Below are 26,180 nucleotides of genomic sequence, written 5' to 3'. Positions count from 1 at the left end.
TTTATACAACTAAGAAGAATATGATTGGTCGGCCTGTACAAGTGGCGCAGCGTCGTTCTGCGGTCGTCCTCGCCTGTTTCAAGCGACTTTTCCGGGCAGTGATTTGTCCGACCGAGAACAGGCGCAATCTGTGCACTCGCCTCATCTGCCTATTGAAACTCCGGTAGAACGACGATTGTCTTGGTGAGCATTCGTGGACGATCATATTGAAACAGCAACAAGACTACATCCTCCTATCCGCATCCGACCTGATGCGCTTCGTCGGGTGTCGGCACGCCACGACGCTGGACCTCGCCTACCTTAAGGGCGCGGGCCCGGATCCTCGCGTCGACACCGAAGACGCCGAACTCCTCCAGAAACAGGGTAACGCACACGAAGCCAACTATCTCGATCAGCTCAAGGCCTCTGGAAAAACCGTCATTGAGGTCGATCGCAAATCACTCGCCGCTGTTGCACAAGCTACCCGAGATCACCTTGCCGCCGGTCCTGACATCATCTTCCAGGGCGCCTTCCTATCCGGCCAATGGGGCGGCTGGTCGGATTTCCTCGAACGGGTCGATCGTCCCTCCTTGCTTGGCGAATTCAGCTATGAGGTCACCGACACCAAGCTGAAGCGGCGCCCCGATCCAAAACATGTCCTTCAGCTTGTGCTCTACTCCGACATGCTGGCCGAAGTGCAGGGGACGATGCCGGAAGAGGCGCATCTCGCACTCGGCGACGGCTCGCGTGTATCGCTGCGTGTCGCTGACTACGCGCAAAACGCCCGAGCGGCTCGACAGCGCCTGGAAGACTTCGTTGCCTCACCAGAACCGACCCGCCCTATTCCATGTTCGGATTGCGCCCTCTGCCGATGGGCCGATCATTGCGAAAGCACTTGGACAGAAGAAGACAGCCTGTTCAATGTCGCCAACATCACGCGTGGCCAGGTCAAGAAACTCGAGGCGGCCGGCATCCGGACACTGGCCGAACTCTCCGAACTGACAACACCTGTTCGCGGAATGGCGGAAGCGACCCTCGACAAGCTGACCGTGCAGGCGCAGCTTCAGCAAGCCCGCAAGAGCGGCTATCCCGATTATCGGTTGCGCCCATTTGAACAGGGCAAGGGCTTTGATCTGCTACCGGAACCTCAGCCAGGCGACCTCTTCTACGACATCGAGGGCGATCCACATTACGAGGACGGTCTCGAATATCTTCACGGCCTCTGGTTCGACGACCAGTTCAAGGCATTTTGGGCCCATGATCACGACGCCGAAGCACAAGCGCTGGCGGACCTTTTGGCGTTTTTCCGTAAGCGGCTCGATCAGTTTCCCGGTGCCCGCATCTATCACTATGCGCCCTATGAGATTACGGCGCTTCGTCGCCTGACCATCAAGTATGGCATCGGAGAGGCGTTTCTTGATCGCCTGCTTCGCGAACACCGCTTCGTGGATCTTTTCGCTGTGGTTCGCGGAGGTCTCATCGCATCGGAGCCCAACTACTCGATCAAATCGATGGAGGCTTTCTACGGGATCGACCGCACTGGCGAGGTAACAACAGCCGGTGGATCCGTCGTCGCTTACGAAAGGTGGCGAGAGACCGGTGAGCAGTCCATTCTCGACGAGATCGAGGAGTATAACCTCGTCGACTGCGTCTCGACCGAGAAGTTGCGTGACTGGCTGATCGGCATTCGCCCGGATCGTCCTTGGCCCAGTTTAGACGTCGATGCCGGCGAAAAGGAAGAGGAGGAAGACGCAGCCGTCACCGCGCTAAGGGATAAGGTCGCTGCGTCGGACTTGTCCGCGGACCGCCAGGACATGCTCTTCAATCTCGGTCTCTTTCACAACCGGGAAGCCAAGCCCGCGCAATGGGCTGTGTTCGATAGCGCAGGCAAGGACGAGGACGAGCTGATTGATGACCTCGATGCCCTTGCCGGCCTGGCCGCCAGTGGGCCTGGCGTGCCGGTCAAGCGCTCGGTAGCCCGAAGCTATACCTTCCCGCCCCAGGAAACGAAGCTCCGTGCCGGCAAGCGTGCAACCGTGCCCGATATCGAAGGTCCACCGGTCTCCGTGTCGGTGGAGGAAATGGAGCCTGAGGGCACGATCACGCTCAAGGTCGGCGAGAAGCGCGCTCGTGTACTTGCTGATAGGCTCACATTGCATCCCGACTGGCCATTGAACACCGGCGTGATCGCCGATGCTCTCGCAGACGTGATCGATGACCAATGCGGACCACGCGCTTACCGCGCTGTCGATGATCTCCTCGCGTCACGTGCGCCGCGGATGAAAGACGGCCGGACCAAAATCCTGCTGGCTGATGATCCAGTTGCTGGCACGATCGAGGCCGTCCATCAGATGGATGACACGCTGCTGGCAATCCAGGGACCGCCCGGTACCGGAAAGACCTATGTTTCAGCGCGCGCTATCCTGTCGCTCGTCAAAGCCGGCTACCGGGTGGGTGTCACCTCAAACAGTCACGAAGCGATCCGCAATGTTCTGACAGGCTGCGTGGAGGCCATGAAGGAGGCGCCTCTGCCGCGCAATGTCTCGCTGATCCATAAGGTGTCGAGCGACGAGGATGGCTATGACGAGGACAGCCTGGTGCATCGAACCAAATCGAACAAGGAAGCAGAGGGTGGCGGTGACATCGTCGGCGGCACGGCTTTCTTCTTCTCGCGCTCCGAGAATCTGCAGGCCTTTGACTGGCTATTCGTCGATGAAGCCGGCCAGGTCGGCCTCGCAAACATGGCCGCCATGGGGCGTGCCGCCCGCAATATCGTGCTGGTTGGCGACCCGCAACAGCTTCCCCAGGTCATCCAGGGCGCCCACCCTTCTCCGGCCAACCTCTCCTGTCTTCAGTGGATGCTGGGCGATCACGCCACCGTGCCGGAGGATCGAGGGATCTTCCTGCCGACGACGCGAAGGATGCATCCAGACGTCTGCAAGTTCATCTCTCAACAGGTTTACGAGGATCGCCTTCAGAGCCACCCGGATACAGCTACGCAGCGTGTTTCAGCCACGCCCTACCCTGAATCCGGCGCCTTTCTTGTCCCGGTCGAGCATGAGGGCAACGCCCAGGTTGCGAACGAAGAAGTTGCGGCTCTGTGCACTGCGGCCGCCGCTCTGATGGCTGGGACGTTCACAGACAAGAATGGAGTAACTAGAGCGGTTCGCGCTGAGGACATCATCGTCGTTGCGCCATACAACGCTCAGGTGAACGCACTTCGCGCCGCCCTACCCGACGCCATTCGTGTTGGCACGGTTGACAAGTTCCAGGGCCAGGAAGCTCCGATCTGCCTGGTGTCCATGACGGCGTCTTCAGCTGAGGAGACGCCGCGCGGTATGGAGTTTCTGTTCTCATTGAATCGCATCAACGTCGCCGTTTCTCGGGCGAAGGCGCTCTCGCTAGTCTTTGCTAGTCCCCGCCTTTGCGAAGCAAAATGCACGACCGTGGAGCAGATGAAGCTCGTGAACACACTTTGTGCGTTGAAGGAAGTTTGAGTTGGGTATGTGGGACGAGATTGAAGAACGCGTCAATCAGAACGAACGTGAAAATCCGGTGCCTCTACGGACGAGGCTCTTGCAATCGATCAAGCGGTCCGGCCTTACGCCTGGTGAGGGCGCAACGAAAAAGATGGTGTCGTTCGTCTTCGGCGTAGGAGACCATCTTGTCTGGAGCATCGAGAGCAGCGCCAATACATTCTATCTGTCGCCGCAATGGCAAGAAAAGATACACCAAGCAGGCCTCACCTCCGATCTACGACCATACCAAAACGGGCTTCAGGACGGCGGGCGTCATTCAGGCCTAAATCGCGCGTGGTCCTTTCCAGGGCAAGATTGCATCGCTGTTCGCGTCGATAACATTTCAGACTTTGAAAGACTTTTGACGGCGATCTTCAAGCGGCCCGATGATCTCGTGCTTAAACCTGAAGCCGTAACACGTTGGATCGAGCGCCTTCGCCATTTCTTCCCAGATTTCGATCGCTTTGATCGCCCGCTTTACGAGTTCGATGAGAGCGAACGCGACTACAAGCTAGAGACAGCCAGCAAGCTTGGGGAAGAACTCAAGCAGGCGGCGTCCGATCAAGACATCGAAAATGCCGTGCACCGGGCGCTATCGGAAAGCAATTTGCTGCAGTGGCGGACCTATTGGCCAATGTCTCCTAAAGGCGATGCGGATCGAGCGCGATTGTGGCCTGCGCTGAAGGCACTCTTGCAAGCGACATCCGGCAATCCAGAGCAGCACCCTGAAGCCGTTGCGGCCTTTGTACGGGCATGGGGAGATGCGACAGGAGAGGCGCAACAGGACGCCCCGCGGCAGATCGCAGAGTTCCTGTTGATGCACCTCGATCCCGAACACGGTATTTATATTCGAAGCAGTTTACGTGACGAACTCTGGCGCGAAGCTGTTGGCAGCAAGTTTCCCGCTCACGCCTCTATCGCCGACACTTACCGTGACGAACGACGCTTCATGATTGCTGTGAGAAGAGCGTTTGAAGAACGTGACCTCGCGCCGCGCGATATGATCGACGTGCAAAGCGCTCTCTGGGTTGTGCACGGCTACGAGAGTTCTGAGTACAATTCAATTACAACCCCGCCCATCAGCCGCGAAGCTGTCGAGGCCGCAATGGACGAGTATGAAAGCCTCGGCCCAGAGGGGTTTAAAGACGCCTATCCGCAGTTCTCGACGGCGCACGACTATTGGGTCCGCTCGACCCGGCCCAGATCAACAACGATCTTCTCTTCCAAGCCCATAGTTGCGATCGCAATGCAACCCGATCAACTTAGTGGAGGCTGGTCTCGAAAAGACTGCGCCGCGGCACTGCTGCATAATTCGGGCTACATCATCGTCGATCGTGATGATCAGCCAGTTCCCGTTCCCAAAAAGCGATACTTGCTGATTGATGCCGACCGAATACGCGCCTGTGCTCGCAATTATTACATCGAACCCGCAAGAGAACGGGCCGAGCCAACTGTCTCAATTCGTGCTGGCACGCTGAGCAATGAACTCAATTTGAACCAGGCTTGGCCGAATGTCTGCCAGGCTCTCAAAGGTCGTAGATTTCAAGAGTACGCAAACGTTCCACCTCCTCTGCAGGAAGGGCCGAATGCTAGCACAACGACAACATTTACTTTCGACCTTACGAAAAATGATAGCCGGCTCTCCAAGCAGGCTGGAGCGAGCAAGATGTCACGCGACACGACCAATTTGATTCTCTATGGGCCACCCGGGACTGGCAAGACTTACAGAACGGCTTTGGAAGCCGTTAGGCTGTGCCTGGGAGACGACGAAGCACAGAAGCTCGCCGGCAACCGGTCCAATCTGATGGATGTCTATAGGAATCTCGTTTCTAGTGAGCGCGTCGAATTCGTTACGTTTCACCAGTCTTTTTCCTATGAGGACTTTGTTGAAGGGCTACGGCCAACGACAGGTGATGACGAACAGGCGGAAGGCGGCGAACACACCGAGCGCTCAGGCGGTTTTAGCCTGAAGGTCCATAACGGCATATTCAAGCGCATCAGCGAACGGGCACGGAAAGACACCGGTGGATCAGATGCTGAAGCGCGACTTGATCGCAATAAGGCGATATTCAAGGTCGCTCTGGGACGACGTACATCTCAGGAAGACAGGATCCTATTCGGATTAGAAAATGAGCTGATTCATACCGGCTGGGGCGGTGACATCGATTGGTCGGACGAACGCTTCGACGATTTTCATGAAATCCTCGCCGAATGGCGCGAGAGGAAAGATGCGAGCGCGTCCGGCAAGGAAGGTAACACAGAGCTTACATATGCTTTTCGCAGCGCAATGCAGATTGGCGACTACGTCGTCATTTCAGACGGCCGCGACCTAGTCCGAGCCGTTGGCGAAGTTGTCGGCGACTATTATTACGACAGCGAGGCAGAATTTCATCCACACAGACGGCAAGTCAATTGGCTCTGGGGCGGCGACGAAGACGCACGCATCGATCGCTCGCGGATCTACGCTAAGCCATTCAGGCAGCAGTCCGTCTATCGCCTTGATCCAAAGGCCATTGATTGGGACGTCCTCGAAAATGTCGTTCTTGGAAAAGACGTTACGGCGACCTCCGAGAACGCTCGCGACCATGTGCTAATCATCGACGAGATCAACCGTGCCAATATTTCGAAAGTGTTCGGTGAGCTGATTACGCTTCTTGAGCCCGACAAGCGCCTTGGCTGCGAGAATGAAATCCGCCTTCAACTGCCCTACTCCGGAAAGCCATTCGGGGTCCCTGCTAACCTTCATATAATCGGCACTATGAATACAGCCGACCGGTCGATCGCACTTCTCGACACGGCGCTGCGTCGGAGATTCGCGTTCAAGGAGTTGATGCCGGATCCGACACTGCTGTCGGCGAACGTGGATGGGGTCAATCTTCAGAAACTACTCACTAGGATCAATGAACGGATCGAGTATCTTTTTGATCGTGAGCATCAGATTGGGCACGCCTATTTCATCAACTGCAAGAGCAAAGCCGATATCGAAGCCAAAATGCGGGACGCCATAATCCCCCTGCTCGCAGAGTATTTCTACGATGACTGGTCAAAGATCGCGGTTGTCCTTGAGGGGCGCCGTGCTCCAGAGGAAGGGAATTTTACTGGCCGCTTCCTGGATGGCCAAAGGCTTTCGCTCGAAGGACTTGAAGACCATGAGTTCGAGAGCAATGCTCGTCTTCGTTGGTCGGTGAAGCCAAGTTTCGATTTCTCCGAATTCGCGGCCACATGATCCAGCGCACCCTTCTCGAATGGGGGCGCCTACCCTACGGATCTAATCCTCAAGACACGACGACCATCCCAGAGTTCGCTGCCGATCGAATAGCGGCGGTTGCTGCGCGCTCTGCTTTGGCCGGACGCGGTGAGAACGGCGTTCTGGAGCATGGCCGTAATGCGCTTCGTGCACGCAGTGTTGTCGGTGTTTTGGCCGCAGATGGGTGCGCACTCGAGATCCTGCCAAAGATCGACGTCCCAGAACCCGTCGACCAAAAGGACGCTGCCATACGGCGCCGGCTGGTTCACATGCTCGCCGTCGCGCTAGACATGCGGATCGATGTTGGCACGATCACGGAACTCGACTGGCAGCGTGAAACGCTGCTTGAAATCCTTATCCGTGTGTTTTCTGTAAAGCTGACTGACGCCGTTCGCCTGGGGATGCCGCGCAGATATGTTGGCTGTGAGGATGACCTTCGCGCTTTGCGCGGGTCGCTTGATATCACTCATCAATTTACGCGCCACGCCGTTAATCCCAGCCGGCTCGCCTGCCGATTTGACGAGCTCTCACCGGACATAGCTCTCAATCAGATCATGAAAGCGGCCGTTACTAAGCTCGCACGGATTGCTCAAAGCCAATCCAATCGCCGTCGGCTTCAGGAACTTGCTTTTGCGTACGCGGAGATCTCGGACGTGCCTGCATCGGCGCTACGTTGGGACCAAGTTTCGATCGATAGAACAAACCAGCGTTGGGCAGAGCTCTTGAGCCTCGCCAGGTTTCTGCTGTCCGACCGGTTTCAGACCTCCACAAGCGGATCCAGTCCCGGCTTCTCGCTCTTGTTCGATATGAACGTCTTATTTGAGGAGTATGTTGGGCGACTGATTCAGCGCGCCCTTGTCGGAACGGGATTGCGTGCTGCGCTTCAAGGCGGCCGGCTATATTGCCTGACTGAACAGGAAACGGGCCGAAAGCTGTTCCAAACGCGTCCTGACATCCTTATCCGACGTGGGCAGGAAGTTGTGTCGGTGATTGACACGAAGTGGAAGAGAGTGGTTGCCCGGGCCGACGACCCTAAACGCGGTGTGAGCCAAGCTGATGTCTATCAGATGATGGCGTATGCTAAGCTCTACGGATGCAGCCGGCAGGTCCTTCTTTATCCGCACCACTCTGGGCTTGGAAATGATGATGGACGCCATGGGAGGCATCGGATCGGTGAAGACGAAGCCTATCTTGAGATTTCTAGTTTGGATGTTTCGCACGGGAAACGCATAACCCAGCGATTAAACGACGTAGTTCTTTTCAAGCCAATTTAATTGAGACCTTTGGCTCCCTCACTCATTTCGAGAGCCTGATCCTTTCGAGTGGGCGAACTACTAATCTTGGTGCACAGAGGCCATCGACTAGAGGTGTCAATCTGAAGAGCAACGTCGCGGTCCCGGGCAATCGGCGTGGCACAATGAAGCTCTGCGACCAAATCCATGATCAAATGTTCATGCAGCCGCCTCACTCCACCTCATACTCTGCCGTATCGTCATCCATTTCCGCGGCAAAGCCTTGTGGCGCTGCGGGCGGCTCCGTCTCTGTGAAGGCTGAAGCAGCCCCATCCTGGCGCTGGGGGTCTGTCCATCCATAGATCGAAGCTTCCTCGTCAAAGATTTTGCGAAACATCGAAATAAAGGTCCTGTTTTTTTGATGGCTGAAGGGATCCGGCCCATGCCGGTTGGGCCGGTCGCTCGCGTAATTGCGGTGATGGAAGACTAGTTGGCCGCCATCGTCGCGAGAATAACTCAGATCGCGATAGGCGGCCCTCAAGAATCGACGAATTTCCTCTTCGCGCGAGTCGCTCTCAGGCAGAAGCGTGTCACCGGCACCCGGAAAATAGGTGTGTCTTGTCACGCACGTCAACATTGGTAGTTGACGCGAGAAGGCTCCACCGTTGGCGAGAACAGCGTCAATCCAGGCCTGCTCTGTCCGGACTGTCAGCCAGGAATTCGAAGCGCCAGTCCAGGCCAAGGGTCGGGCGTTGGCTCCCTCCCTCTGATGCGCCTGAAGCACCTCCCAGCTTTCGGCGATGGGGCAGAACAGCTGCAAGATAGTACTGGCATATTGGACGCCTCGGGCCGTGACCGGCCAGATTGTGCTTTCACGGTTGGCCAGCAAGATCACGGGAAAAAGCTTTCCAATCCAACTCTCATAAAGCTGAGTCCGCCTCTTGCCAGGATGGGCCTCACCATTGCGGAGACGTACATCAAGATAGAGGTCCGGTGGCAGAAGCGCATCAGCGATAGAAATGTCGAGATCAGAATTCGGAACCGATAAACGGGTGCGAGCGTGCGTTCCCGACCCTTCTTCGCCGCCCAAGGATTCCAAGCGGGCAATTACAATACTGCCTGGCCTTGCGCTTTCCCAGCCGGGGTTAAGCCCGGCAAGAATTGCGAGCAGCCTTTGGACATAGCCGGGGTCGGTATAGCCCGCCTCACGATTAGCGCCGGCTTCGTCGCCGGCGGCAAACCGCTCAATCGCCTCTTCGAGAGAGACGTCCTTTTCAGCGTCGCCCGCCATTGGGTGGTTTCGCCAATTATCGATGACTGCTTCCGCATAGAGACGCCGGGCGTCGGCGCGCAATCTGCGGAGGTCCGGATCGGACCGGAATATAGCGTCGTCTTCGCTGACGAACGTCTGCGCCTGCAGAGACGCCAATGCAGTGAAGGCGGGGCGCGGATCGGTTGTCTTCCCATTCAGTCCGCCCACCAGCTGTCTCGCTTGCGAGAGTCTCGACTCCAGGCCCTTTTTGTAAACTTGGCGAGAACGGTCGAGCAGGTCTGCCGAAAGAGCGGTAAGTCGGCTTTCTCGCTCCAGGCGGGTAGCGCCCGCACGCATTTCCAGCAGATCAGACAGGTCCGGCATGCCATCGATGCTGGCGAGGTCCCGGCCTAGTTTCTGCAGGTGATCCGGCAACGTGCTCGGAATCGGCATAAAGTTTTGCGGGCCGGTTCTCAGCAGGTCGCTGGTCCAGTAGAGACAGGCCCGCAGCTGGAACCAGGTCAGTTTCCAGAGGTAAGCTGCATCGACCGTCCGTGCCTTGATATCGTCGAGGCGGCTAAGAGTGCTGCCGATGAATCGGTTGAATATGGCGAGCCGTTTCGCTTCGTCATGCGGATCGGTGGAATTTGCTTCGCGCGAGGCAAGCGAACTTGCTATTTTTCGCAAGGTATTTGCATAGTCCACTGTCGCATCAGCGCTTAGATCATCAATAGCGATCGTCCGAAACCGGTCGAAATCGTCGATCATTTGTTGGGGTGTGCGTAGCTTTCGCTGCGCATAGGCAGCCCGCATTTCCGCCAGGAGCTGATCGTCACGCGATCCGCCTTCATTTAGCAAGCGCAGGAGATTGAGCACGTTGTCGAGCTTTTGCGCCGGCTCCCCTTCGAGCCCGGCCAGCTCCCCGAATCCCTCAAGGCGCCCTGCTGCGGCCTTCGCAATAGACCGGATCCTCTCTGGCACAGTCGGAAAGCCGATAGCGCCTGTTTCGTCCGTCTCGACCGCCAAGGAGAAATAGGTCTCGAGCATGTCGAGAACCGCCGCGCGCATCCTGGCATGACCAAGCAGGCCGTATCCCCGCGCCGCATGGGTTGGCGCCGCAAGCTGTAGGCAAACCCCGACTGCCTGTTCAAAGACCTGCCAGTCTAGTCGCTCATGTCCCACTTCCATGCTCGGCCGCGCCGTTCGCACCCAGTCCAGAAGCGCCGGCGCACGCTCGTGGATTTCGGGAAATTCATGTCGTTGATGCCAGGCTTCCTGGCAAGCGGCCGCCCGCAGGCAGGATAGTGCCACACGCGCAGTGTTCAGCACTTCGGGACCGGGTCGGACGGTCAGCGCCCCCCTGTCCAAGCCCAGTGCATTGCAGCACGCGCCGAATTCCCGGGCGAGGATATCCCAGGTATTGCCGACGAGATAGTGCTCGTTGCCGGCAGAAATCAGCGCCCGTATGTCCGGCCGAACTATCAGCCGGACTTCCTCATCCCATGGGCCGGTTACGCTCTCAAATAGGCTCCGCCTCTCTAAGGCTGCCTCAAATGGAAGCAGTGCCTCTCCTGCTAGATCCCATTCGCTGGTCGACAAGCCTTGCTCGAAAGCCGCAAGCAAGCAGGCTGTTTGATAGGCTTGCCGGCTTTCGAATGCGTCTTCGAGGAATTTTCGACGTCGCCCGTCCAGCAGGCTGCGGACACGGTTAAGAGCGTCGCTTTGCGGAAGCGTGTAGGCGACTGGATCGGCAAGGAATGCGGCAAGCCGGTCGCGGACCTCGATAGCTCCTGATTGCGGGTTGATGGGCGCATCTGGAGCTGTGCCGAACGCAATCATGGCCATGACGTCGCGCGCAAGCCGCGTCCCTGCGTCTCGTCGGTCGGAAATGGCATACGCTGGGACCCGCTCGTGGCCAGGCAAACCAGATTTGTTTTCCGCCTTCCCCGGCCTGGCCTGCCGGGCGACTTCCCCAAGAAGGCTATCCTCAGGAAATTTGCCATGGTCCGGTGCCCCGGCGAGCCCCGATATGGCTGTTGTTACAAGTTGCAGCGCTTCTGCTGGCTCCAAATTCGTCACGCTAAGGCTACGGAGACCCCGTCCGTTCTTTGCGGCGCCGTGCCCGCCAGTTTCTTCCTGAGGCCGGAACTTTGACGCGACAAAAATACGGGTTCTATCCCTAAGCCCGGACTTGGCGCCAGGCGTCTTGCCGCTAGCGAGTAGTCGGAGGCCCTTCCAAAGAGCCTGCCGCGCCTTCGGGGCATCGGTGAATTGATGGAGATCGAACAGGAAAAGGACACCCTTGTAACGCCGTTTCTTGGAAAGCCAGCGGTTCAGGTCAGAGAGAAAGACTTCTGTGAGCTGTTCATCAGAGATTAGCGGATGGCCCGCCGCCATCTGATCCATGCTGGCATCGTGGAAGTCTGTCGGACGCATGCCGAGCCTACGATAGCGCGCGCGTCCTATGAAAATCTGCCAGAACCAGCCTTTGACCTGCGGAAGTGAAAGCAGTGGGAGCAGGATTGTGGCCACGAGAAAGGCGATCCGCACATTGCGTGACAGACTCAACCCAGCCGCATCTTCGAGAAGGTCCGGCAACACCGAGAGCGTGCCGAACAGTAGTGCTACGAGGATAATGAGGATGGCAGGCAGCCCCAGCCGGCGGGCGCGGCGCTGGTCTGTATCATCACTGCTCACACAATGATCGTAAAAATCCGCAAAGGCCGGCATCGCCTTGCTGCGCTCAGGCTTGCCCGGTCGGTCAACCCGATTGACTTGAAGGCGAAGCTTGTGGAGGCAAGCCGCCCAGCGGAACTGCGCCTGGATCTCCTTACCGATGAATGTCTCGAAATCTGCGTCTCCGGCGTCCGCTCTCTTTGAAGCGTCAAAGCCGAGAGCGAGATTAAGCCATGATCTATCTTTCCGGTCACCCGGCTTAGCGTCGATAATCTCGGTGAGCACCGTCTTGCCGGACCCGCCATGGCCGAACAAATGGAGGATATTGGGTCCGTCCGTTTTATCGTCATTCAAGAATTGCGAAATCCGTTCGCGGTAGGACCGCCTGTCGACGCGGACATGTTTCGCCATCCAGTCAGCGTACCCGCCTGCCCTCCACTGCACCATTCCCTTACCTCTCCTTATCGCCAGCCCCGTCTGCCGCAAGCGCGGCTTTATCCGCGCCAGTTCCGTTTGCCGCAGCGGATGGCATCCTTCGAACGCGCCGACGTGGCCGCACTGCAGTAATTTCGGCATCGACCTCGCGCGTATGGAAGGGATTGGGATCTGCCAGCCCCTCAAGACACGGATCACTCAGATAGTTGGGGCGCTGCGCGATGGCGGGTTCATCTCCTGCAATCATGAGCAGCAATTCGTCGGCGTCGAGCCCGAGCAGCTCCCGGCTGTCGGGATAACCAATTCGGTCCGCAAGCGTCCGCGTCATGTATAGATTGGTGAAGCCAAAAGCCTGGATCACGCGGCAATTGTTCAGCATCGTCTCCCAGGCATCGGGATAGAGCTGCGATAGCTGGCTCAGATCCTGCCAGAAGCTCCAAGTCTGCAGACCATAGCCGCGCAGGAGCGTGATCGCCTGGCGCAATTGGCGCAATGGGCCGAGCTGGGCGGCTTCGTCCAGCATGAACAGTGTATTGAGCCGCGGTGGGTGTCGACGGCGTAGCAACAGGACCATGAGCGCCCCGACCCAGAGCCGCAGAACCTGCCGGTGACTATCAAGCTTATCTGGGGGAATGACCAGATAGATTGACAGATCCTCGCCGCGTGTGACGTCATCAACAGGAAAGCTGCTTCGGGACATAGCCGCTCCCACAAGACCACCTCGTATGAATTCCATCTGCTGCTGGGCTGTGGACAGGATGGAGGCCCGCACCCGGCTTTCCGCCGTGTCTAAGATGCTGGCCATCATCCTGACCTCGTCTAGCTTTGACCGGCGCATCTCCTTCGCCGTAAAATCGATGTCCTCGGCCTTCTGGTTCAGCAGGTAGCGCACTTCCGACAGCGTCTTCAGAAGAGGCGGGCGGGCACTCGCCACATGAAGGAGCAGGCCCGTGATGAGCTGACGGGCGCGATTCTCCCAGAATGGATCCTGCCTGTTGGCTGGCGGCGCGATCATTTCGGCTAGGATAGCGGCCTCGTCGACGGCACCACGCGACGACGGATCGATGAGGTCCAGTGGATTGAACGTATCGGTCTTATCGGTATCAGTGATGCGGAAGGGATCGAGCAGGACAACCCGCTGGCCCATCTCTTGGCGGCAGCGTGCAGTCACTGCATAGTTCTCGCCCTTTGGGTCGATGACAATCACGGACCCTGGATGACGCAAAAGCGTCGGAATGATTGCGCTCACTCCCTTGCCTGCACCGGTCGGTGCAATGGTCATCAGATGGCCACCGCCCTTATAAACGATGGGTTCGAGGAAGCCTGTGGTCGCATTTTCATCCTCATTCCCGAAGGCAAAGCCGACAACGGGTCTGTGGCGCTCATGTTCGAGGCTGTATCCGACCAAGAGCCCATCTTCTGGGACACTATCCGGCAATTTCAGATCAGACATATTCCCCGCTTTCCAACTGCGGGCCGGTCCACGTTATCTCTCGCCGCGCGCAGAAACGTCCCCCGTGCACCTTGACACGTCCCGATATGTGGAAACTCAGGGGGCATGTGTTCAGACCAGGCATTGAGCGAAATGAGATCCCGGACCGGCTACAACGTCAGAAAACTTGCAGAACCGGAAGTTTAGGCAACGGTGCAGCGAACGGTCAATACCCGCATCGAGTGCTTTAGAGCTGAACCCCCAATTAGTGTTCATCAATTAGCGTCAGCCCGGAACTGGATCCGTCCTTGGCACCTCCATAGGCTATTTTAGTGTTGCTCTGGGGCGCAATCACGATGAAACGACGCCCGTGTCGAAAGTCGTTTTTGACAGTTCGACACTCTCTGGAACCTCGGTTCATTCGGCTGTTGCAAGGGAGTGTGTTTAGCAACGTGGCCCAAGTTGTCTCGCAGATCGAGCTCAAGGGCTTTAATATGTTTACCCGAAGATGTGTCGACCGAGAAAACGCGGTTGATGTCAGACTGTCCGCATTTCGCTTGCAACAGCGATAGCCGGCGCAAACCTTTACATTTGTCACCGGAGCGTGTGAGCTCACCCTTAGCGTCAACAGGACGGTATCGGTTGGGAAGCTCTGGATCAGTTTTGATCCTCACTTCTGTCACGCCATGCTGCTCCGCAGACCCAAGTGTTAAATGAAGACCTCTTCGACGACGCCGCCTCGCGTGGCCGTTATCATCGCCACGTGTCAGCGCGAACAGTTGCTTATGGACAGGTGCTTGCCATCACTCGCGGCCCAGACCCGCAGGCCCGATCTGGTTCTCATCGTAGATGATGGCCGGGCCGCTACGAATGCGCTAGCTCCCCGCATCGAGGCCTGGGCCGGACATCATCAGATCGCAGTTGAGGTGCTCACCAACAACCGCACGCCCGGCGCCTCCGGCGCCTGTCCGAACTCGCTTTCGCCTGGATGCACAAACGTCTGATCGTTGCTTTGAGCTGCGAAGGCTGGAGTGGCCGCTTGGCAGACGAGCGGCTGGATGAACGTGTCAGATACGCTGATATCGAGAACGACCGCATTTACCGAGCCGACGACGCCGATGACGTGATTAAGTTATTGAACGAGTTCTTGCCATTGTACTCAAAGCGACACTCCTCGATCGCCTGAGCCGCTAATTGGCGGAATCGCGAAGTGCGGGCCGAGAGAAGACCGTTCTCTATTTTTGATCTGCGTCGCCTCTGGTCGGCCAATTAGACACTGAAACTCAAAAACTGCGGGCGCTTCTCTAGTTTAATTTGATTTATTAATCGGTTTGAAATCATAGTTTTATCGTCAAACCTTTATGCGGCCCATAGATGATTTGATATTAGGTGGGTGTCACCCGCCAGCAGCTTATTCTCTCTTTATCCCTTGCCCCTGGCCCAAGGGGCGGCACGCAAAATTGACCTCCACCTTCACGCGGCCTGGTCACCTTCCTGTTGTTGCGCTTGTAACGTCGTCTGCTCGAGGATCCCGGCAGCGTCCCAGCTTCCCTCGGGGCGGATCAGGACATAAGGGGCGCTCTGCGGAGTCAAAGCTTCAGCGTGAGCAGGAACCGGGATGAGTATTTCGAGATAATCATAGCCAGAGAAGGAAAAGCCCGGCCGGCCCTCCCGAAGGTTACAGTTAAGCACGCGGGACCAGAGCGGCCAGAGACGGGCCTGGATCTGGCCCATCATCAGACGGTAGCCCTTTCTCGCCGCGATCTCGAAGGCATGCGCCAGGAGGATGCGATCCAGCTTGCGGCCACGGGCGCGTGACAGGATGCAAACGCGCTCAACCTTACCAAACCCGGCAAACCAGCGCAGCCGCAAGGTCGCCAGGGGATCTCCTGCGACCGACGCGAAAAGATGCAGACTGGCAAGGTCGTTGCCATCATACTCTTCATGAAAGGGACAATCTTGTTCGGCGAGAAATACAGCCGCACGAATGGCAAATACCTGCTGGAGGTCATCCAGTGTTCGCGCAACGCGGACGTCTGTCCGTTCGAAGTGATGCTGCGCAGGGATCGCTCGAAGCACCTTCGCGCCAATCTCCGGATAGGCAAGCGCAGACGGTTTCATCAGACGATGGGGTCAAAGACAAAAAGGTCTGGCAAGCCACCCTGCAGGCGGCGAAACCCCAGTGCCTGCATCGAGCGCGCGCCGTCTTCCGTTGCACCGCGCGCAAAGCACGGCACCGGCCCATACAATGACACGCGAACCTGGGCAGATGCGCTCATGACCGCGCGACGGGCTTCTTTCGTTGCGCCAGCATAGCAGCCCACATACAGGCCAAAGATGGGCGTCCGCGCCGGGGCCACATGACGAAGGGCCGGATCACCTGGATTGAAGTCTCCGGATTCGACCGCCACCCTGCCCTCATGAGTCAGCGGGACAATGAGATAAAGACCTTCTACGGGGTCCCCCGTCACCCAGACCGTCATCTGTGAAATTGCGTCGAGTGTGTATACAACTTGTGCTGGCGCCAGCTGGCTGTGGATCAGCGATTCTCCCAGCGCAAGCGCTGTCTCGATCTGTACAGGATCGCATCTACGCAGGCCGTGTGCACCCATGGCGGCCGCCATGTCTCTTGGTGAAACCGTGCAGTATGGTAAATTCGTATCGTATACAACTTGCTGATGAATCGTCATTGGAGCTCTCCCCTGGCGGGAGAAAACTGTAAATTCGCGCGTAAGTTGTCAATAGATCGTTTTACTTTTCTGCCTCCACCGGGCACCAAAAGAGTTCGACTGTCGCTGAACCGTCTGGGGAGTTTGTGAAATGAGTGTCGAGCATCTCGACTGGGACAAGCTGCGTGTTTTCAGTGTCGTTGCTGAACTCAGAAGCCTGACATCAGCAGCCAAACGTCTTGGTGAATCGACACCCACGGTCAGCCGGAAAATTGACGATCTCGAACGCAAGCTCAATTGCGAGCTTCTTGTCCGCACTCACAGAGGCGTTGAACTGACGGAAGCCGGTCGCCTCGTGGAAGCGCATGTTCTGGCAATCACCGACAAAGCTAATTCGATCTGGAACGATGTCTGCGCACTCGACATTGAGGGCACCGGTCGCATCCGCATGGCGGCCAGTGACGGGATAGCCTCTCACTGGCTGACACGGTCAATTCCGGACTTTCTCGAGACCAATCGGGGTATCGAACTGGAACTGAACATCACTGATGATGAGGTCAACCTTCTCTCGGGTGATGCGGACATGACCATCAGTTTCGACGAGCCGCGCCACCGGGATCTCCTGTCGATCCGGCTCGGCGTGCTGCACTACATGTTCTTTGCTTCACCGGACTATCTGGAACGTCACGGCGAACCTAGCAGCCTGTTCGACCTTCAGGGGCACACTTGCCTGCTTCATTCAGCCTATGAAAACCAGATCGATGAATGGACATCGCGCGCCTACGATCTGAAAAAAGCGCTGACCTATTCTGTCACGACCAATTCGGGCACAGTGTTGCGCGAAGTGTGTGCCGAAGGCGGCGGAATCGCGCTCATGCCGTCCTATGTGGCCGACATAGATTCGCGGCTGGTGCCGCTCGCGCTTCAGGAAATCGCCCCCATCCGTTTCTGGCTGGTCTACACCCAGCGCCTTCAGCGCCTCTCACGCGGACGGATTGTCATCGACTGGGTGCGCAAGCAGTTCAGCCAGGACAATTATCCGTGGTTCATGGAGACGTTCGTCCACCCCAGCAAGCGCGGCGTGGACGAGAAGGCCTCGCAGAAGAAGCAGAAGACCGGCTAGACGGTTTTCAGGATCGTTACGATTGCTTCCAGTTTCTTGGGATCGTCAATTGTGCGAACAAGCCGGCTAACCTCGCCGCGCATACGGTCGAGTTCAGAGTTTTCACCATTCCTGTCTGCAAGCGCATCTTCTGGAAAGAGGTGATCGACGGGCACTGAAAGAATATTGGCAATAGCCGCAAGCGTACCTGCGCTAATCCGGTTGGTACCGTTCTCGTATTTGTGAACCTGCTGGTATGAGAGGCCCAGCTTCTTGGCCAGATCATCCAGGGTCATACCAACCCGTCGACGCGCCTGGCGTACGAGTTGCCCAATACCCCTATCTGCGTCGCTTACCTTTCTGGGCGAAGCGGAAAGAACAGTCACCATATTACCCCTCAATTCAACTCAAATATGAGTGCATGCGATGAAATCACTTTCGACCTCAGATCGCGTAAGAGCAATATGGGAGTGCGTTACATATTTTTACATACTCTTTTTACAGCCACCCCTATCCCGTTGCGTGACAGGCAGTTGATAAAAAAGCGGCCGCCCATTGGGCGGCCGAGGTCTAGCAAGAAGGACGTCAACGCTTAAACCCAACGTAGTACACGCTCGTCCAAGGCTGACTCAGCGACCCTATCAGACTTCACCTGAACAGGATAAATGACAGGTTGTTGCCCGTCATTCATGTTACTTCTGTGACAGATTTCAGTATTGGCGCCTTGCGACAGCGTCAGGAAACGTCCCAATCCTTCAGTATTTCGTCGGTATGTGTCCCGGGACTTGCCGGGGGACGCTGGATTTTTCCTGGCGTCTTGGAAAAACGGGGTGCCGGGGCTGGTTGGGTCACCCCTTCATAGTTCACGAAGGTCTCACGCGCGACATTATGTGGGTGCTCCGGAGCTTCCGCCATACTGAGCACAGGCGCAAAGCAAACGTCTGTGCCTTCCATGATCTCACACCATTCATCGCGCGTTTTCGTTTTCATGACGGCTGCGATCTTCTGCTTGAGGTCTGGCCACTTCTTGCGGTCCATCTGACTTTGAAAGTCCGGATCCGTCAGCTCAGCCTTCTCCAGCAACAATGCGTAGAATTGCGGCTCGATCGACCCCAGCGAGACATACTTGCCGTCGCTGGTCTCATAGCAATCATAGAAGTGAGCGCCACCATCGAGGAGGTTGTCTTCACGTTCGTCGCTCCAGACGCCCATGGCCCGCATGCCATAGAACATGGATGACAGAGAGGCGGCGCCATCTGTCATGGCCACGTCGATCACCTGACCTTCACCCGTATTCCGTGCGCTCAGGACCGCCGCCAGCAAGCCGAAGGCGAGATAGAGGGCGCCGCCCCCATAATCGCCAATCAGATTGAGCGGCGGATAAGGGGCCTCTCCCTTGCGTCCCATCGCCCCGAGCGCGCCGGTAAGAGCGATATAGTTGAGGTCGTGACCGGCCGCATGAGACAGGGTGCCTGTCTGGCCCCAGCCTGTCATCCGCCCATAGGCGAGCTTTGGGTTGCGATCGAGGCAGGTATCGGGGCCAAGCCCGAGACGCTCCATTACACCGGGGCGAAAGCCTTCGATCAGGCCATCAGCCTTCTCGATCAGCTTCAGCGCTGTTTCCACGTCATCCGGATTTTTCAGATCCAGGGCGATCGACCGACGGCCTCGTGATTCGACATTGGCGGGCGTTGCTGCACGTCCACCGCCCCCTGCCCGGTCGATACGGATGACATCTGCCCCCAGATCGGACAAAAGCATCCCGCAGAACGGTCCAGGACCGATCCCCTGCAATTCAACAATCCTGATTCCGTCTAGAGGTCCGCTGGCCATCTTCGTCTCTCCCTGATCTGCTCTGATGGTTGTCGCCCTGACCGGGCCTTTCAGCGGGACCATAGGCATGGCAAAGGCGCTGCCAAGCCATTCCCCAACGTCGCCCGGATTGCGTCAGGCGGTCACAGAGAGACCGGACAATTCGTTGAGCACTGTCCTGACAAGCTTGATCCGCTTTTCCTTGTCGTCGGGGGACTGGGATATGATCAGCTTGGAGTCTGGCCGCAGGCGATAGAGTGTCGGCCGCGAGCGAACAAGCGCCATGAGTTGCCCCGGGTCCACGGGCGTATCTTCCCGGAACGCGATCACGATCCCCTTTGGCCCAGCATCGAGTTTGGAAATCCCGAGCGTCTTGCAGGCTGCCTTGATGGCGGTGATTTCAAGTAGCTGTTTCGTCTCGTCAGGCAGCGGTCCGAACCGATCGATCAGCTCTGCTGCAAAGCCCTCCCGGCCCTCTTCAGTGTCGATATCGGCCAGTCTTCGGTATAGCCCGAGACGGACACTGAGATCGGTCACATAGTCTTCCGGAATGAGCACGGCGACACCGAGATTGATCTGCGGTGACCAGTCGTCAGCGACCTCTTCATCTCCCTCGCCCCGTCCGGTCTTCAGGGCGTTCACGGCGTCCTCCAGCATGGACTGGTAAAGCTCCACACCGACTTCGCGGACATGCCCGGACTGCTGGTCGCCAAGAAGATTGCCGGAGCCGCGCATGTCGAGGTCATGGCTGGCCAGCTGGAAGCCTGCACCGAGGCTGTCGAGGGATTGCAGGATACGAAGCCGGCGTTCTGCCCCCGGCGTCATGACCTGGTCGCGCGGGGTTGTCAGATAGGCATAAGCGCGCAGCTTTGAGCGACCAACGCGACCACGTAGCTGATACAGCTGGGCAAGGCCGAACCGGTCAGCCCGGTGGACGAGTAATGTGTTGGCGCGCGGAATATCGAGGCCGCTTTCGACAATGGTTGTCGAAAGCAGGACATCATATTGCCCCTCATAGAACGCGCTCATGATATCTTCGAGTTCGGTTGCCGGCATCTGGCCATGAGCCACAATGAAGCTCACCTCCGGCACATTATCGCGCATGAAAGCTTCGAGTTCGTCCAGATCGGAAATTCGCGGCGCCACAAAGAAAGCCTGACCACCGCGATACTTCTCGCGCAGCAATGCCTCGCGAAGTGTGACTGTATCGAATTCCGTGACATAGGTCCGCACGGAAAGTCGATCGACGGGTGGCGTGGCGATAATGGAGAGGTCGCGGATGCCGGTCAGTGCCATCTGCAGCGTGCGTGGGATCGGCGTCGCCGAGAGTGTCAACACGTGCACATCGGCCTTCAGCTCTTTCAGCCGCTCCTTGTGCTTTACGCCAAAGCGTTGCTCCTCATCGACAATCAGGAGGCCAAGGCGCTTGAACTCGATGGATTTGGAGAGGAGCGCATGGGTGCCGACCACGATATCAACGTCGCCAGAGGTCAGCCCTTCGCGGGTCTTCGCCGCATCGCCCTGGCTCACCATGCGCGAGAGGTGTTTCACCTTGACTGGCCAGTTTGCAAACCGTTCAGCAAAGGAATTGAAATGCTGTCGCGACAATAGCGTCGTTGGTGCGATAACGGCGACCTGCATGCCGCTCATGGCCGCCACAAAAGCGGCGCGAAGCGCGACTTCGGTCTTGCCGAAACCGACATCCCCGCAAACTAGACGGTCCATCGGCTTGCCGCTCGCGAGATCTTCCAGCGTATCCTCAATGGCGTTCAGCTGGTCATCGGTCTCTTCATAGGGGAAACGGGCCGCAAACTCCTCATAGAGCCCCTGCCCTGTCGTTGTCGGATCGGCGCGTTTCAGCTCGCGCGCAGCCGCAATATCGAGAAGCTCGGCGGCCATTTCGAGAATGCGTTTCTTCGCCTTGGCCTTGCGTGTCTGCCAGCCGACACCGCCAAGCTTGTCCATCGCGCCTTCAGCATCTTCGCTGCCATAACGGCTGATCAGGTCGATATTCTCGACGGGCAGGTATATGCGGTCGCCGCCTGAATAGGTCAGCTCCAGGCAATCATGGGGCGCGCCAGTGAGTTCGAGCGTCTTTAGCCCTTCATAGCGCCCAACACCGTGATCGACGTGAACAACCAGGTCGCCGGTATTCAGCGAGGAGGCTTCAGCAATGAAATTGGCGGCTTTCCGCTTGCGCCGTGGCGCAGCAAGGCGGTCGCCGAGAATGTCGGGCTCGGCGACGATTGTGAAGTCATCGGTTTCGATACCCTGTTCGAGCGGCAGCTCACAGACAGACAAACCGGCCGACTGCGCGGCCTCCAGGGAATAAGACCTGGGAAGGTCCCCCAATCCATGGTCGTCCAGCACATTGGTCAGCCGGTCCGCAGACCCTGCTGTCCACGCGCCGAATATTACGGTCTTGCCCTTGTCCCTTAATTGGCGGGCATGCCTTGCAGCTTCCTCAAATACATTGACATCAGGGCGCGCACGCTCCGGAGCGAAGTCGCGACCTGGTCTTGCCCCGAGATCGATTGCGCCTTCGACTGGCGTTGGCTGAAAACGCGACACGCCACGGTGGTTAAGCGTGTTCTCGAGTTCTGAAGGGTTCATGTAGAGGGCATCAGGCTCCAGAACACGCGCTGGCCGGTCATCGGTTGCGGCTTCAAGGCGAGCCGTATGATAGTCCTCCGCCTGCGAGCGGCGCTCCGAACTTGCCTCGCCTGCCAGATAGCCAAACCCGACAAGGGCATCTTCCCCGACATAGTCGAACAATGTTTCGAGGTGCGTGTAGAAGAGCGGTAGCCAGTTCTCGAGGCCCTGCCGGCGGATCTGGGCGCGCGCCGCCTCGTACATCGTGTCGCCTGAGGGGGCACCTATGGTCGCTAGATACTTCTCCCGAAAGAGGCTCAGCGTCTCTTCGGAGAAAAGGATTTCGGACACCGGCGCCAGCGTCGCCGAGTTGAGCGGGCGGGTCGAGACTTGGCTTTCGGCGTCAAAAGCCTTGAGCTGGTCCAGCGTGTCGCCGAACAGATCGAGACGGACAGGCTCAGGGCTTGTCGGCGGAAAAATGTCGATGATACCGCCACGGATGGAGTAATCGCCATGTTCGCGCACCGTGCTCGTGCGGGAATAGCCATTAATGTTGAGATAGTCCGTCAGCGCTTTTTCATCGACTCGCTCGCCGACCACCATCGAGAAGCTTGCCGTGCGCATGGTTTCACGGGGCGGCACGCGCTGGATAAGCGAGGATCCTGTCGTGACGATCAGGAGCGGCTTTCCATTCCCGGCGGCTTGCGCAATGCGGGCAAGTGCGGCGCAGCGTTGCGAGGCCACTGCCGGACTAGGGCTCATTCGATCATAGGGAAGGATATCCCAGCCGGGCAGATGGACGACGTCCATGCCCGGACGATTGAATTGCGCCACCTTGAGCGCTGTTGATGCAGTCTTGTCGTCCCGGGCGACATAGAGGGCAAGCTTACCGCTTGCCTCGATCGCTTCCTGCAGGGCGAGGAGATCATAGCCGAACGGTGCGCCGGACACGATGGTCGGGGCAGACAGGGTCTTCAGAATGTCACTATTCAGCATGGCGGAGAGCGGATCGGAGTGGGTCAGGACAAGTCAGACGCGCTGCAGAAGCGAGTCGGTGATCAGGTCCTTGGCTCGTACTCGAAGCTCAGTAGCCGGTCCAGAACAGGGCCTGCATAATTTGGCGGAACAGGTTTTGTGCCAACAAGCCACGCATAGACTTCCCAGTCCGGTGTTGCGAGCAGCCGTTCGAATTCCTCAAGCTCACCCTCCACCATTTCGCTGACATGCTGATCGGCGAACTGGCCCATGATGAGGTCCATTTCCTTGAACCCGCGCCGTGAGGCGCGGAAAATCAGTTTGCGGCGTCTCGCATCCATATCTTTTCTGTCCATTGCCTTCCTGACACGTTCACATAGGGCACGCGGGCGGTGCTTCCCAGCCTTCATCTTCAATTGCCCGCAGCCGTGCTTTCGGTATTGTCGCGACCGCCATGCGCGACGAGCGACTCTTCTCCCTTTTCGAGCCAATTGACAGCCTCACAGGCATCGGGCCGAAACTGAAGCCGGTCTTCGAGCGGCTGGTCGACGGTGAGCATGTCTGGGATCTGCTGCTTCATTTGCCGGACAGATGGCTCGACCGGCGCGTGAAAGCCTCATTTGAAGAATTGGTCCCCGGCGAAGTGGCCACGGTTCAGGGTGAGGTGCACGCCTACAAGGCCCCCTATACCGACCGGGCGCCACATCGGATCCAGCTGTTCGACAGCACAGGTTTCCTGACGCTGACCTTTTTTCGCGCGGATCCTCGATGGCTTCAGGGCCAGTTTCCCATCGGCAAGGAGCGGATCGTTTCCGGTCTGGTTACGGATTATCAGGGCGAGCGGCAGATGTCGCATCCTGACTATATTCTCGATCCGGTAAAATCAGAACGTCCGCCGGCTGTCGAACCGATCTATCGGCTGACCGCAGGCCTGACCAACAAGCGCGTCCACAATGCAGCGCTAGCCGCCCTGGAACATGTGCCAAACGACCTCCCGGAATGGTTGGGAAATGATCTGCTCACCGACCGAAAGTGGCCCACCTTCAAGGCTGCGCTACAGGGCCTGCACGCACCGCAGAGTTTTGATGAAGACGCGTTCGCTCTGTGTAAGGAACGCCTGGCCTATGATGAGGCTCTGGCGCGGGAAACGGTCTTCGCCTTCGCCAGGCTTGCCAGGGCGCAAAAGGATGCACCAGCTCTGGTCTCGAGCAGTGAGGCACTGAATAAAGTCGCTGCCTCCCTGCCCTACAAGATGACGTCAGCGCAGATCCGGGCCGTTAAGGACGTTTCCGGAGATCTGGCTGAGGCCCACCCGATGCGACGGATGCTTCAGGGCGATGTTGGCTCGGGTAAAACCCTTGTGGCAACGCTCGCGGCGGTGAAGGCGGTCAGCGCCGGCTATCAGGCTGCGTTCATGGCGCCGACCGAAGTGCTCGCCCGTCAGCAATATGAAAACATAGCGGCGCTGCTGGGCCCCCTGGGCTATGAGGTCGCCGCGCTGACCGGTCGCGACCGTGGTCCGGCTCGCGAAGGAACACTTATGGGTCTGGCTGACGGATCAATCCAGATCGTTGCCGGCACACAGGCGCTTTTCCAGGAGGGTGTGCGATTCAACAAACTTGGCCTGATCGTCGTCGACGAACAGCATCGTTTCGGCGTCATGGACAGGATGCGGCTGGCGAGCAAGGCGGCCGCCCCGCATATGCTGGTCATGAGCGCAACGCCTATTCCGCGGACACTTGCGCAGGCCGTGCACGGCGATCTCGACATCTCCATCCTCGATGAGAAGCCTCCGGGCCGCCAGCCCATCGAGACCCGGGTTATTGCCGATACACGGCTGGACGAGGTCGTCGATGCGGTCGGGCGGGCCATGGCACGAGACGAACGGGTCTTCTGGGTGTGTCCCCGCGTCGATGCTGATGACGACGATGCCTCGGCAGTCCAGCGTGCGGCGATGCTGCAAGATTGGCTCAAAGCGCCGGTGGGTCTCGTCCATGGCCGCCTGCGTGGCGAAGAGAAAGATGAGGCGCTCGAAGCCTTCCGGACCGGCAAGACAAGGATACTCGTTGCCACAACCGTGATCGAGGTTGGCGTGGATGTTCCGGATGCCACGATCATGGTCATCGAACGGGCTGAAGGGTTCGGCCTCGCCCAGTTACACCAGCTGCGCGGTCGTGTCGGCCGTGGAACAAGGAAATCATACTGCCTGCTGCTCTACCGCCCCCCTATCGGCGATCTCGCCAGGGAGCGACTGGAGACGCTGCGGCGCACTGAAGACGGTTTCGAGATCGCGGAAGCGGATTTCCGCCTGCGCGGCCCCGGAGACCTTCTGGGCGTCCGCCAGTCGGGAGCAGTCGATTACCGCGTCCTTGATCTTGCCGAACACGCTGACCTGATCCCGGTTGCCCGGACAGACGCGCGCTATGCGATTGAAAGGGACCCCGGCCTCACAGGCGAACGCGGACAGGCCCTAAGCCTGCTTCGAGAGCTTCTCAGCCCCCTCGTCCGGGAGGGGAAGTGAGCGCTGTTCTGGGGCCTCGTCCTCACCATAGTCCGGCACGACAAGACCGGCCGACAGGATCATCTTGGCCCCCTCCTCAATGCTCATGTCCATCTCGATGCACTCTTCTTCCTTCACATACATCAGGAAGCCGGATGTCGGATTGGGCGTTGTCGGTACAAATACGCCAATAAACCCTTCGCCAAGACGCGACCGTATCTCGCCTTTTGCCCCAGCTGAAACAAAGCCGAGGCACCAGGAGCCGCGCTTGGGATACTCGATCATAACCACGCGGTCATAGGAGGCCTGCTGGTTGTTCGCGATGACCTCGGTCAGTTGCTTGAACGCGGCATAGACGTTTCGGACGATCGGCAGGCGCGAGAGGATTCGGTCCGCTGCGCTGATGATCGAGCGGCCGATGAGATTCGTTGTAATCGCACCGAGAAGCGTCAGCGCGACGATCATCACAAGAACGCCGAAGCCAGGAATTGCATAGTTGGTGTAGGTTTCAGGCTGGATAATCGGCGGCAGCAGGGGCTTCACCCTGTTGTCGATGAAATTGATCAGGAACTGAAGGACATAGAACGTTACGGCGACGGGGGCGGCGATTACCATGCCGGCCAGGAATCGCCCTCTCAGCCAGGCCCAGAGACTGGGCCTTCTGGGCTTCGGATTCATGATCCCGTTTTCCGATTTGGTCCTTTTTGCCATCAAGGCGCTCCTGAAAGTCGACCGGGTTTACGTTGGAGTATGGCTTGG

At 58.0% G+C, this 26,180-nt stretch carries 15 protein-coding genes; 6 read left to right on the top strand and 9 right to left on the bottom strand.

Features of this window, described 5'->3' with window-relative positions:
- The first annotated feature begins 206 nt into the window (after positions 1–206).
- Genes Q1K29_RS16330 through Q1K29_RS16320 form a run of 3 tightly spaced genes read left to right on the top strand, consistent with a single transcriptional unit; the run spans position 207 to position 8,018 of the window.
- Entirely contained in the window at positions 207–3,476 is a 3,270-nt protein-coding gene (locus tag Q1K29_RS16330; RefSeq protein WP_300396183.1) for a TM0106 family RecB-like putative nuclease, read from the top strand.
- Positions 3,477–3,483: 7 nt separating this feature from the next.
- Entirely contained in the window at positions 3,484–6,723 is a 3,240-nt protein-coding gene (locus tag Q1K29_RS16325) for an AAA family ATPase (protein ID WP_300396181.1), read from the top strand.
- Positions 6,720–8,018 (top strand): hypothetical protein, encoded by a 1,299-nt coding sequence (locus Q1K29_RS16320; protein ID WP_300396179.1) that lies wholly within the window; start codon positions 6,720–6,722, stop codon positions 8,016–8,018. Before Q1K29_RS16325 ends, Q1K29_RS16320 begins: the two co-directional genes overlap by 4 nt.
- 190 nt (positions 8,019–8,208) lie before the next feature.
- On the opposite strand, the gene Q1K29_RS16315 is transcribed toward Q1K29_RS16320, so the two are convergent.
- Both Q1K29_RS16315 and Q1K29_RS16310 read right to left on the bottom strand, forming a co-directional pair.
- A complete protein-coding gene (locus Q1K29_RS16315) occupies positions 8,209–12,351 on the bottom strand; it encodes a hypothetical protein (RefSeq protein ID WP_300396177.1) in 4,143 nt (1,380 codons plus the stop codon).
- A gap of 4 nt (positions 12,352–12,355) precedes the next feature.
- Positions 12,356–13,792 carry a type IV secretory system conjugative DNA transfer family protein gene (locus tag Q1K29_RS16310; RefSeq protein ID WP_300396175.1) on the bottom strand — a complete coding sequence of 479 codons (1,437 nt, stop codon included), beginning with the start codon at positions 13,790–13,792 and terminating at the stop codon, positions 12,356–12,358.
- A gap of 776 nt (positions 13,793–14,568) precedes the next feature.
- On the opposite strand from Q1K29_RS16310, the gene Q1K29_RS16305 reads away from it, so the two are divergent.
- Positions 14,569–14,775, top strand: a complete 207-nt coding sequence (locus tag Q1K29_RS16305; protein ID WP_300396174.1) for a hypothetical protein — start codon at positions 14,569–14,571, stop codon at positions 14,773–14,775.
- A gap of 469 nt (positions 14,776–15,244) precedes the next feature.
- Here Q1K29_RS16305 and Q1K29_RS16300 read toward each other — a convergent pair whose 3' ends face one another.
- Together Q1K29_RS16300 and Q1K29_RS16295 are read right to left on the bottom strand one after the other, a co-directional pair.
- Positions 15,245–15,892, bottom strand: a complete 648-nt coding sequence (locus Q1K29_RS16300; protein ID WP_300396172.1) for an N-acetyltransferase — start codon at positions 15,890–15,892, stop codon at positions 15,245–15,247.
- The gene (locus tag Q1K29_RS16295) at positions 15,892–16,461 is read right to left on the bottom strand and encodes a hypothetical protein (RefSeq protein ID WP_300396170.1); all 570 of its coding nucleotides are present in this window, start codon (positions 16,459–16,461) and stop codon (positions 15,892–15,894) included. Before Q1K29_RS16295 ends, Q1K29_RS16300 begins: the two co-directional genes overlap by 1 nt.
- 130 nt (positions 16,462–16,591) lie before the next feature.
- On the opposite strand from Q1K29_RS16295, the gene Q1K29_RS16290 reads away from it, so the two are divergent.
- A complete protein-coding gene (locus Q1K29_RS16290; protein ID WP_300396168.1) occupies positions 16,592–17,563 on the top strand; it encodes a LysR family transcriptional regulator in 972 nt (323 codons plus the stop codon).
- Here Q1K29_RS16290 and Q1K29_RS16285 read toward each other — a convergent pair.
- The 4 genes from Q1K29_RS16285 to Q1K29_RS16270 form a co-directional block, all read right to left on the bottom strand.
- Positions 17,560–17,931, bottom strand: a complete 372-nt coding sequence (locus tag Q1K29_RS16285; protein ID WP_300396166.1) for a helix-turn-helix transcriptional regulator — start codon at positions 17,929–17,931, stop codon at positions 17,560–17,562. The genes Q1K29_RS16290 and Q1K29_RS16285 overlap by 4 nt on opposite strands.
- Positions 17,932–18,277: 346 nt before the next feature.
- Positions 18,278–19,375, bottom strand: a complete 1,098-nt coding sequence (locus Q1K29_RS16280; protein ID WP_300396164.1) for a CaiB/BaiF CoA-transferase family protein — start codon at positions 19,373–19,375, stop codon at positions 18,278–18,280.
- Positions 19,376–19,489: 114 nt separating this feature from the next.
- Entirely contained in the window at positions 19,490–22,942 is a 3,453-nt protein-coding gene (mfd, locus tag Q1K29_RS16275) for a transcription-repair coupling factor (RefSeq protein WP_300396162.1), read from the bottom strand.
- Positions 22,943–23,004: 62 nt separating this feature from the next.
- Positions 23,005–23,277 carry a succinate dehydrogenase assembly factor 2 gene (locus Q1K29_RS16270; RefSeq protein ID WP_300396160.1) on the bottom strand — a complete coding sequence of 91 codons (273 nt, stop codon included), beginning with the start codon at positions 23,275–23,277 and terminating at the stop codon, positions 23,005–23,007.
- Positions 23,278–23,375: 98 nt separating this feature from the next.
- Here Q1K29_RS16270 and recG point away from each other — a divergent pair, with 98 nt between their 5' ends.
- Positions 23,376–25,442 carry an ATP-dependent DNA helicase RecG gene (recG, locus tag Q1K29_RS16265; RefSeq protein WP_300396158.1) on the top strand — a complete coding sequence of 689 codons (2,067 nt, stop codon included), beginning with the start codon at positions 23,376–23,378 and terminating at the stop codon, positions 25,440–25,442.
- Here recG and Q1K29_RS16260 read toward each other — a convergent pair.
- The gene (locus Q1K29_RS16260) at positions 25,392–26,132 is read right to left on the bottom strand and encodes a DUF502 domain-containing protein (protein WP_300396157.1); all 741 of its coding nucleotides are present in this window, start codon (positions 26,130–26,132) and stop codon (positions 25,392–25,394) included. The two genes, recG and Q1K29_RS16260, sit on opposite strands and share 51 nt — an antisense overlap.
- Positions 26,133–26,180: the final 48 nt, after the last annotated feature.

Origin of the sequence: Henriciella sp., from assembly GCF_029937755.1 — a bacterium.
Classification (GTDB): Bacteria; Pseudomonadota; Alphaproteobacteria; order Caulobacterales; family Hyphomonadaceae; genus Henriciella.
The sequence above is the reverse complement of the archived record's forward strand: the minus strand, read 5'-3'. Positions and strand labels throughout refer to the sequence as shown.